Genomic DNA, 10,684 nt, shown 5'->3' with positions numbered 1-10,684 from the left:
TCACCGACAATGCCGGCGGCATTGCCGAAATGGCGGGTCTGGACGACAGCGTGCGCGAAAAGACCGATGCGCTCGACGCGGTGGGCAACACCACCAAGGCGGTGACCAAGGGCTATGCCATCGGTTCGGCAGGCCTCGCCGCGCTGGTGCTGTTCGGCGCGTACACGACCGACCTCAAGGAATTCTTCCCTGAGGTGCCGGTCGATTTCTCGCTCTCCAACCCGTATGTGATCGTCGGGCTTCTGCTCGGCGCGCTGCTGCCCTATCTGTTCGGCGCGATGGGCATGACCGCGGTGGGCCGCGCCGCCGGATCGGTGGTGGAGGAGGTGCGCGAGCAGTTCCGCACCAATCCCGGCATCATGGCGGGCACCTCCAAGCCCAATTATGCCCGCACCGTCGACCTCGTCACCAAGGCCGCGATCAAGGAGATGATCATCCCCTCGCTGCTGCCGGTGCTGGCGCCGATCGTGGTCTATTTCGTCATCACGGCGGTGGCGGGCCAGGCCAATGGCTTTGCCGCGCTCGGCGCACTGCTGCTCGGCGTGATCGTGTCCGGCCTGTTCGTCGCGCTGTCGATGACGAGCGGCGGCGGCGCCTGGGACAATGCCAAGAAATATATCGAGGACGGCAACCATGGCGGCAAGGGTTCCGACGCGCACAAGGCGGCGGTGACCGGCGACACCGTGGGCGATCCGTACAAGGACACCGCGGGCCCTGCGGTCAACCCGATGATCAAGATCACCAATATCGTCGCGCTGCTGCTGCTCGCAGCGCTTGCCGCAGGCTGACGCTTGCGATAGCCTGAACATCTGAACGACAACTCGCCCCGCCGGCCCTGTGCCTGGCGGGGCTTTTTCTTGGCAGTGATGCCAGGCCCGGGCGGCGCGCTTAACGGGTTAACCATTCCACTTAAGCTGTTGTTTTGCATTCCCTGCCTATAGCATCTGCGGGGGGCCGCGATTGTCGCGGACATTGGCAGGAACGCGAAGCGGCATGGATCAGAGCCTGCTCATGGCTGGATCACCTACCGTCACACCGGCGGACGGGGGGTTGCGAGTCGCGCTGCTCGATCCGGCGCAGCTCGACGCCGGCTTCGTTTCCGCCTGGCACCGGCTCGCCGATCACGCGAGCGAACCCAATATCTTCCATGCGCCCGAATATCTCGCGTCGGCTATCGAACATTGCGATACGCTGAAACGCGCGCGGATCGCCGCGCTGACCGATGACGGCCAGCTGGTCGGGCTGATGCCGATCGCGCGCGAGGCTTATTATGGCCGCTGGCCGGTGCCGCACAGCCAGAACTGGCGGCACCCCAACTGCTTTCTGGGGACGCCGCTGGCCAGGCCGGGGCACGAGCGCGCCTTCTGGCAGGCGCTGCTGGCCGATCTCGACCGGCGCATGGACAGCGGGCTGTTCCTCCATCTGCATGGCATCGCCACCGACGGCCCGGTCTTCGCCGCGCTCGAGCAGCTCTGCCGCGATCAGCGCCGCGCGTGCGACATCGTGCTCGCCGAAGAGCGCGCGATGCTTGCGACGGCCATGCCCGGCCAGGCCTATTACGAAGCGGTCGTGCGCAAGAAGAAGCGCAAGGAGATCGCGCGGCTGCGCAACCGGCTCGCCGAACTGGGAACGGTCGAGACCGTGCAGGGCACAGGCGACGCCGGGCTCGATGCTTGGCTCGCCGAGTTTCTTGCGCTCGAGCAATCGGGCTGGAAGGGGCGCAACGGCTCGGCGCTCGCCGATCTGCCGGAAACGCGCGCGCTGTTCCTCGAAGCGACGCACCGCGCGCATGCTGCCGGCAGGCTGCACCTGATCGCGATGCGGCTCGACGGCAAGCCGCTCGCGATGCTGGTCAATTTCCTCAGCCCGCCGGGCGGCTTCTCGTTCAAGACCGCGTTCGACGAGGCGTTCGCGCGCTATTCGCCCGGCGTGCTGCTGCAGATCGACAATCTCGACATATTGCGCGACCACGATCTCGCGTGGATGGACAGCTGCGCCGCCGAAGGCCATCCGATGATCGACAGCCTCTGGGCCGAGCGCCGCCATGTCGCGCGCGTTTCGGTGGGCCTCAAGGGCTTTGGCCGCCCTGCCCTTTTCGCCGCCTTCCGCCAGGGCGAACGCTTCATGGACCGCCGCCGCGCCGCCAGCGCCCCGGCGCCCGCCCCTTCCTCTCCCGTGGAGAATGACGATGACTGACCAGCCGCATCCCGCCGGTTTCGCCCGGCCCACCACCGGGGGCGTGTTCACTGACGATGCCAAGGCGCGCTTTGCGCTATGCTATCCGGAAACCGCGCATATCCTTAACCACGGTCTGCTGCAGCATCCCCTGCTGGAGCTCGAATCGCTCGCGCAGCTGGGCGAGGCGCTGCCCGAAAAGTCGCTCGAATATAATCGCGGCGACTTGCCGATCGGCATCCGCCCCGAGGACGTGCCCAAGACCGGGCTCAGCATCGGCGAGACGATCCGCGGAATCGACAGCGCCAACAGCTGGTGCGTGCTCAAGAATATCGAGCAGGTCCCCGCCTATCGCGACCTGCTGATGAGCCTGCTCGCTGAATTGCGCGACGTCACCGACAAGACCACCGGCGCGATGCTGCGGCCCGAGGGCTTCATCTTCGTCTCCTCGCCCGGATCGATGACGCCCTATCATTTCGATCCCGAGCACAACATCCTGCTGCAGCTGCGCGGCTGGAAGACGATGACCGTGTTCCCGGCGGGCGACCCGCGCTTTGCCGCGCCGGAAGCGCACGAAGCCTATCATTCGGGCGGCGGCCCGCGCAATCTCCCCTGGGACGATGGCTTTGCGCCGCACGGCACCGATTATCGGCTCGATCCCGGCCAGGCGATCTTCGTGCCGGTGATGGCGCCGCATTATGTCCGCAACGGCGACAAGCCCTCGATCTCGCTGTCGATCACCTGGCGCTCGGAATGGAGCTATGCCGAAACCGATGCGCATGCGATGAACAGCGTGCTGCGCAAATACGGCTTCCGCCCCTCGCCGCCGCGCCGCTATCCGGTGAACAACCTGGTCAAGTCGTACGGCTATCGCGCGCTGCGCAAGCTGGGGCTCGACTGACGTCCATCAGCGCCCCACCAGCACGCGGACCGCTCCGTCGCTCCGCGTGACGGTGGCGGCAATGCCATAGACCGCTTCGATCCAGTGCGGGGTCATCGTCTCGGCGACGCTGCCGCTGGCGAGCGTGTGCCCTTCGCTCATCCACACCAGCCGGTCGGCAAAAAGGGCTGCGAGATCGAGATCGTGCAGCACCACCAGCGCGCCGCCGCCGCGATCGACGAACGCCCGGATCAGCCGCATCACCTGATGCTGGTGGCGCGGGTCGAGCGAGGCGACGGGTTCGTCCGCGACCATCAGCGGCGCCTGCGAGGCGAGCGCACGCGCGATATGCACCCGCGCCAGCTCGCCCCCCGACAGCGTATCGGTCGCGCGGTCGGCCAGGTCGGCGAGATCGCACGCCGCAAGCGCGTGCGCGACCGCGATCTGATCCGCTTCCCCCAGTCTTGCCGGAGCCGCGCCATAAGCGAAGCGGCCCAGGGCGACGACATCGCGCACGCGGATCGGCCAGGCGAGATCGCGCTTCTGCGGCAGATAGGTGACCGCGCGGGCGCGCTCGGCCGGGCTCAGCCGCGCGGGGTCCGATCCGGCCAGCTCGGCGCTGCCTCTGTCGGGGCGCGCCAGACCCAGCGCCACGCGGAACAGGCTCGTCTTGCCCGCTCCATTGGGGCCGAGCAGCACGACCAGCTCGCCCGGCGCCAGCGCCAGCGCAGCGTGGCTGAGCAAGCTCGCCCCCTTGATGGCCAGGCTGGCATCGGTGACCTGCAGACCAGCGTCGCTCATCGCACTGCCCCCCGCCGGATCGCGATCATCACGAAGACCGGCGCGCCGATCAGCGCTGCAACCACGCCGAGCTTGAGCTCGGTATCGCCGGGGATGATCCGCACCGTGATATCCGCGAGGATCAGGATCAGCCCGGAGAGCAGCGCGCTCGGTGCGAGCACGCGCGCGGGATCGTGACCGACCCAGGGGCGCACCAGATGCGGCGCGACGATGCCGACAAAGCCGATCGCGCCCGCCAGCGCCACCGCGCCGCCCGTCGCCAGCCCTGCGCCGAGCACCACCAGCATCCGCTGGCGCGCGACGTCGAGCCCGACGCCCGCCGCCGCTTCCTCGCCCAGCGCCAGCGCGGTCAGCCCGCGCCGACCCGCGATCAGCAGAGCAGCGCCGGCGGCGATGAAAGGCCCGCTGAGCGCCAGGTCGTCGAGGCTGCGATTGGCGACCGATCCCATCATCCAGGTGACCATATCGGCGAGCGTGAAGGGGTTGGGCGCAAGGTTCATCAGCAGCGACATGATCGCGCCCGAAAAGCTGGAAATGCCGACGCCGACCAGGATCAATGTCACCACCGACCGCGTGCGCGGCGCGGCCCAGGCGATGATCGCGGTCGCCGCGAGCGCGCCTGCAATCGCCGCCAGCGGCAGCGCGAAAGGGATGAAGGCCGCAAGCCCGTAGAACAAGGCCACCGTCGCGAACAACGCCGACATCGCGGACACGCCGAGCACGCCGGGCTCTGCCAGCGGATTGCGAAGCAGGCCCTGCAAGGCCGCGCCGCTCAGCCCCAGCGCCCCGCCCGCGACCAGAGCCGCGAGCGCGCGCGGCAGCCGCACCTGCCAGACCACCAGCATGTCGCCTGGCGTGCCAAAGCCCAGCAAGGCCGCCGCCATGGCGCAGGTCGAGGCGGGGCGGCGCATCACCCGCGCGGCGCAGCTGCCGACGCTGGGGGCGAGTCTGCAATATGACGGGCGCGAGACGCTGCGCGGGCCGGGCTCTGCAGGGCCCGACGGATTCGGCGCGCAGATCGATCTCGGCTGGGACCCCGATCTGTTCGGTCGGCTGCGCAGCAACGCGCAAGCCGCGCGCGCCGATGTCGAGGCGGCCGGGTTCGATCTCGAGGATGTCCGCCGCGTCGTGCGCAACGAGGTGATCCGCGCCTATGTGCAATATCGCGCGGTCGAGGCTCGGCTCGATTATGTCGCGCTGTCCACGCGCACCCAGCACGACATTCTCGACATGGTCGAAAAGCGCTACCAGCTCGGCATCGCGGTGGAGACCGACCGCCAGCAGGCGCGGCTGCAATATCTGCAGGTGAGCGCGATCGAGCCCGAACTGCGCAACGAGCGCAACCAGCTGCGCAACCGGCTCGCGGTGCTGCTCGGCAGAACCTCGGCGCCGCTCGGCGATCTGCTGGGCAAGACCGGGCAGGTGCCGGGCTTTGCCGCGCTGCCCGCGCTCGGCATTCCGGTCGATCTGGTGCGCAACCGGCCCGATGTCCGCGCCGCCGAATATCGACTGCTCGCGGCGGGCGAGCGGATCGGCGCAGCGCGCGCGGCCTTGCTGCCGCAGATCTCGCTGAGCGGCACGCTCTCGACGCTGAGCCCCACGCCCTCGGGCCTGTTCGATGCGATCATCGGCCAGACGCTGGGCCGCATCGCGCAATCGCTGTTCGCAGGCGGTGCGGCGCGCGCGCAGGTGTCGCAGAGCAAGGCGGCGGCAGACGAGGCGCTCGCGCTCTACCGCCAGAGCATCCTGGTCGCGCTGGAAAATACCGAAAACGCGCTGTCAGCGGTGCGCACCAGCCAGCAGCGGATCGCGATCAACCGCGAGGCGCTTGAAGCCGCGGAGATCGCCGCCGCGCAGGCGCGCCGCCAGAACGAGCTCGGCCTGATCGACTTCTATGTCGTGCTCGCCGCCGAGCAGAATCTGCTCGCCCAGCGCGACCGGATGGTGCTCGCCGAAGCCTCCTATGCGATCGCGGTGGCCGATCTGCACGCCTCGCTCGGCGACCGGCTGGAGGGCGGGGCCGGGCCGCTGCGCTGAGCCGGCGCGCCGCCGGTCATTTCTTGCATTGCGCAAGCGCCGCCATCCCCGCATATCGGGGCGATCCGATTAGCCAGGAGGTCGCCCGCTCATGATCGCCAAGGTCGCCGAAACCGCCGTCCACGAAAGCCGCGCCGAGACCGTCCGGCTGCTCACCGAGATCGAGCAGCGGCTGCGCTGGCTCTCCTCGTGGATGATCCACAATGCCAACAACATCCGCGAGAAGCGCGACGGGTTGAAGGTGGGCGGGCATCAGGCGAGCTGCGCATCGATGACCGCGATCATGGCCGCGCTCTATTTCCACGCGCTGCGCCCGCAGGACAAGGTGGCGGTCAAGCCGCATGCCGGCCCCGTGCTGCACGCGATCCATTATCTTCTCGACGAGCAGACGCGCGAGAAGATGGAGCGCTTCCGCGGGCTGGGCGGGGTGCAGAGCTATCCCTCGCGCACCAAGGACAGCATTCCGGTCGATTTCTCCACCGGATCGGTGGGCCTCGGCGTCGCGATCACCGCGTTCGCGTCGCTGGTGCAGGATTATCTGATCGCGCACGGCCAGCTGCGCGAGGAGCAGGCGGGGCGGATGATCGCGCTGATGGGCGATGCCGAGCTCGACGAGGGCAATATCTACGAATGCCTGATCGAGGGCTACAAGCACGACCTGCGCAACTGCTGGTGGATCGTCGACTATAACCGCCAGTCGCTCGATGCGACCACGGCGGACCGCATGTTCCGTCGCTTCGACGATATCTTCGAGACCTGTGGCTGGCGCGTCGTCACCTTGAAACACGGGAAGCTGCAGCGCGCTGCGTTCCAGCGCCCTGGCGGCAAGGCGCTCGAGGACTGGATCGAGACCTGTCCCAATGCCGATTTCGCGGCGCTCACCTATCTGGGCGGCGCGGCGTGGCGCGAGCGGCTGATGCACGATATCGGCAGGAAGCGCGGCGTGGCCGAACTGCTCGGCTCGTTCGACGATGCGGGGCTGGCGCAGCTGATGACCAATCTCGGCGGGCACTGCATCGAGACGCTGCTCGACGCCTTCGACAGCATGGACGACGAGCGCCCGACGCTGCTGATCGCTTATACTGTCAAGGGCTATGGTCTGCCGCTCGCCGGGCACAAGGACAACCATTCGGGCATGATGAACGGCGCGCAGATCGAGGGCTTCCGCGAGGCCCTCGGCATCGCGCCGGGCGAGGAATGGGGCAAATGGTCGGGGCTGGGCGACAATCTGGCGAGTGCACTCCATGCCTTCGTTGCGGATAGCCCGATCGCGCGCAAGCAGGCCGAACATGCCGCGCCCGCGATTCCGCTGCCCGACCGGCTGCCGGTGCCCGAGGGCGCGGAGCAATCGACCCAGGCCGCGTTCGGCAAGATCCTGCACGATCTCGCCAAGTCGGACGCGCCGCTCGCCGACCGGCTGGTCACCACCGCGCCCGACGTCACCCAGACGACCAATCTCGGCGCGTTCGTCAACCAGCGCGGGCTGTTCCGGCGGCAGGAACTCGCCGACGTGTTCCAGCGGGTGAAGATCCCCTCGGCACAGAAATGGGCAGCGCATCAGGCGGGCCAGCATATCGAACTGGGCATTGCCGAGAACAATTTCTTCCTCGCGCTCGCTGCCCTGGGCCTTTCAGCGCCGCATTTCGGCACGCGGCTGATGCCGGTAGGCACGGTCTACGATCCGTTCATCGCGCGCGGGCTCGATGCGCTCAATTACGGCTGTTACCAGGATTCGCGCTTCCTGCTCGTCGGGACGCCCTCGGGGATCACGCTGGCGGGCGAGGGCGGCGCGCACCAGTCGATCAACACCCCGCTGATCGGCATGGGCCAGCCCGGGCTGGAAAGCTTCGAGCCGGCGTTCGCCGACGAGGTCGCGCTGATGATGGCCTTCGCCTTCCGCCACATGCAGGCAAAGGATGGCGCGTCGGTCTATCTCAGGCTCACCACGCGCGTGATCGAACAGGTTTCGCGCACCGACAGCGGCTGGGAGGCGGACGCGCTTGCCGGGGCCTATTGGCTGCGCGAACCCGCGCCGGGGGCCGAAGCCGCAATTGCCTATTGCGGCGCGGTCGCGCCCGAGGCGCTCGCCGCGTGGGAGGCGCTCAAGGACGACATTCCCGGTCTGGGCCTGCTTGCCGTCACCTCGCCCGATCGGCTGCACCGCGACTGGTCGGCGCAAAGGTCCGCGCGCTGGACCGGCACGCCCGGTGGCCAGAGCCATGTCGCCCGGCTGCTCGGCCAACTGTCCCCGAGCGCAGGGCTGGTCACGGTGCTCGACGGCTCGCCCGCCGCGCTGTCATGGCTCGGCGGCGTTCGCGGCCAGCGCGTCAGCCCTTTGGGCACCGACCGCTTTGGCCAGACCGGCGACCTGCCCGACCTGTATCGCACCTATCGGCTCGACCGCGAGGCGATCATCGATGCGATGGCGGAGCTGTTCGTCGGGCGCGATTGACCGGGCTCGGGCCCCTGACATAAACTGATCGTCACGAGCCCGACCGGGCTGGGGGGAGGAGCGCTGGAGCTTATGAGCCTGCCGTCGGCGGCATTGATCGGGCTTGCGGTCATCCTGCTGCTGTTCGCGGTGGCGGCACTGGTCGAGCGGCGTGCCGATGAGGCCGAGCGACGACCGTGGCTGCGACAGCTCGCCTATACGCTGGCGCTCGGCGTCTATTGCTCGAGCTGGACCTTCTACGGCGCGGTGGGCAGCATCGTACGCGATGGCTGGTACTATCTGCCGATCTATCTCGCGCCGATCTGCCTGTTGCTGTTCGCGCCGCGCTTCCTCATGCGGCTCGCCCAGGCCGTGGCGGAAGAGCAGGCGACCACCGTGTCCGATTTCATCGCCGCGCGCTTCGGGCACGACAATGGCGTCGCGCGGCTGGTGACGCTGATCGCGCTCGTTGGCACCATTCCCTATGTCGCGCTGCAATTCCGCTCGATCGGCGGCGCGCTCTCGCTCGCCTCGGGCAGGCCGATGGCCGATGCGGCGATGATTGGCGCGGCGGGGCTGCTCGCGCTGTTCGCGATCCTGTTCGGCGCGCGCCGCTACGAGCTGGCCGGGCGCAGCGAGGGGCTGGTCTATGCGATCGGGCTCGAATCGGTGATCAAGATCGTTGCGCTGACCGCAGTGGCGGCGGTCGCGGCCGTGCTGCTGGTGGGCGCGGCCGATGGAGCGGTCGACCGCGGTGCCGCGTTGCTCGCCGACAATTTCCGGCCCGAGCGGCTTTCGGTCGAGTTTGCGGTGATCTTCCTGATCTCCGCGATGGCGATCGTCGCGCTGCCCCGGCAATTCTATATGGGGCTGGTCGAAGCGCAGGACAGCGGCGCGCTGCACCGGGCGCGCTTCGGTCTCGCCGCCTATCTTGCCATCATGGCGATCATGGCGCTGCCGATCGCGCTGGCCGGGGCCAGCCTGGTGCAGGCGGATACCGGCGCCGATCTCTATGTGCTGCAGATCCCGGCGCTGGCGGGCAATGGCGGGGTGCTGGTGCTGGCGCTGATCGGCGGGATCAGCGCGGCAGCATCGATGGTGATCGTCGATTCCACCGCGCTCGCCACCATGGTCTCGAACGACCTGATCTTCCCCGCGCTGCTGCAGCGCGACCGATCGGATGCGGCGGAGGGCGCGTTCGGGCGGCGGATGCTGCGCGTGCGGCGCGCCTCGATCCTGGGCATCGTCGCCGCCTCGCTTGCCTGGGCGTTGCTGATCCCGGCGGAGAACACTCTGGCCTCGATCGGGCTGGTCGCCTTTGCCGCGATGGCGCAGTTCACCCCGCACCTGATCCTCGCGACCCAGGGCGGCGGACGCGATGCGCTGGCGGCGCGGGTGAGCCTCTCGATCGGCTTCGGCCTGTGGCTCTACACGCTGGCCCTGCCGCCGATCCTGCCCGATGGCTGGCTGGCCGTGCTGGAAGGGACATTCGCCGATCCGATGCGGCTGTTCGGCATCGGCAACGCCTCGCCGCTGGTGCACGGCGTCGCGTGGAGCCTGGGGTGCAATCTGGTTGCCTATAGCCTGGTCGCGGCGCGCAAGGTGCAGGCGCGGCCGCTGTTGTGGCAGTTGCGCGGGCAGCAGAAGATCAGCGATCTCGACGATCTCGCGCGGCTGACCGCCAGCTTTGTCGGCACCGAACGGGCGCAGCGGGAATTTCCCGATGCCGCGCCCGGCGTGCCGATCACCCGCGCCGCCGCGCAACGCGCGCGCGACCTGATCGCCCGCGTGGTGGGCGCCTCCTCGGCGCGCGCGCTGGTCGCCTCGGCGCTCGCGGGCAGCCAGATGAGCTTGGCCGATGTGACGCGGCTGCTCGGCGAGCGCGGCCAGTCGCTGCGCTTCTCGCGCGAGCTGCTCGCCGCCACGTTCGAGAATGTCGATGCCGGGATCAGCGTGGTCGATGCCGAGATGAACCTGGTCGCGTGGAACAGCCAGTATCTCGACATATTCGGCTATCCGCCCGGCCTCGTGCGCGTGGGCACGCCGATTGCGGACCTGATCCGCTACAATGCGCGGCTGGGCGATTTCGGGTCGGAAGACATCGAGCATCATGTGGAGAAGCGGCTGATGCACATGCGCCGCGGCCAGCCGCACAGCTTCGAGCGGCAGCGCAAGGACGGGCGCGTCATCAAGACCGTGGGCGGGCCGATGCCCGGCGGCGGCTATGTCACCAGCTTTACCGACATCACCACGGAGGCGCGGATGCGCGACGAGCTCGAGCGCACATTGTCCGAGCTCGAGCAGCGTGTCGCCGATCGCACGCAGGAGCTCAGCAGCGCCAACCGCCAGCTCGCCCAGGC

The 10,684-nt window shown here is 68.6% G+C and carries 8 protein-coding genes; 6 read left to right on the top strand and 2 right to left on the bottom strand.

Going from position 1 to position 10,684, the window contains the following annotated elements:
- The 3 genes from DM995_RS01690 to DM995_RS01680 form a co-directional block, all read left to right on the top strand.
- On the top strand, positions 1–788 hold a 788-nt coding region (locus DM995_RS01690), incomplete at its 5' end, for a sodium/proton-translocating pyrophosphatase (RefSeq protein WP_198669221.1).
- A 223-nt stretch (positions 789–1,011) separates the two neighbouring features.
- Positions 1,012–2,196 (top strand): GNAT family N-acetyltransferase, encoded by a 1,185-nt coding sequence (locus tag DM995_RS01685; protein WP_157973038.1) that lies wholly within the window; start codon positions 1,012–1,014, stop codon positions 2,194–2,196.
- On the top strand, positions 2,189–3,076 hold the full coding sequence (locus DM995_RS01680; RefSeq protein WP_031317766.1) for a cupin-like domain-containing protein: 888 nt from the start codon (positions 2,189–2,191) through the stop codon (positions 3,074–3,076). The genes DM995_RS01685 and DM995_RS01680 overlap by 8 nt, the downstream gene beginning before the upstream one ends.
- Positions 3,077–3,082: 6 nt before the next feature.
- Here DM995_RS01680 and DM995_RS01675 read toward each other — a convergent pair whose 3' ends face one another.
- Positions 3,083–3,856 (bottom strand): ABC transporter ATP-binding protein, encoded by a 774-nt coding sequence (locus DM995_RS01675; protein ID WP_116968286.1) that lies wholly within the window; start codon positions 3,854–3,856, stop codon positions 3,083–3,085.
- Positions 3,853–4,740, bottom strand: a complete 888-nt coding sequence (locus tag DM995_RS01670; protein ID WP_232823975.1) for a FecCD family ABC transporter permease — start codon at positions 4,738–4,740, stop codon at positions 3,853–3,855. Before DM995_RS01670 ends, DM995_RS01675 begins: the two co-directional genes overlap by 4 nt.
- Between DM995_RS01670 and DM995_RS01665 the strand changes: the two genes are divergently transcribed.
- The 3 genes from DM995_RS01665 to DM995_RS01655 form a co-directional block, all read left to right on the top strand.
- Positions 4,712–5,893, top strand: coding sequence for an efflux transporter outer membrane subunit (locus tag DM995_RS01665; protein ID WP_232823974.1), 1,182 nt, complete (start codon positions 4,712–4,714; stop codon positions 5,891–5,893). The genes DM995_RS01670 and DM995_RS01665 overlap by 29 nt on opposite strands.
- A gap of 91 nt (positions 5,894–5,984) precedes the next feature.
- On the top strand, positions 5,985–8,345 hold the full coding sequence (locus DM995_RS01660; protein WP_116968283.1) for a thiamine pyrophosphate-binding protein: 2,361 nt from the start codon (positions 5,985–5,987) through the stop codon (positions 8,343–8,345).
- A gap of 72 nt (positions 8,346–8,417) precedes the next feature.
- Positions 8,418–10,684 (top strand): PAS-domain containing protein (locus tag DM995_RS01655; protein ID WP_116970276.1); only part of this gene is annotated, 2,267 nt, incomplete at its 3' end.

The sequence above is a fragment of the Blastomonas sp. UPD001 genome (genome assembly GCF_003426715.1).
Lineage (GTDB): Bacteria > Pseudomonadota > Alphaproteobacteria > Sphingomonadales > Sphingomonadaceae > Blastomonas.
Note: the sequence above shows the minus strand (reverse complement) of the source record. Positions and strands in the feature narration are given on the sequence as shown.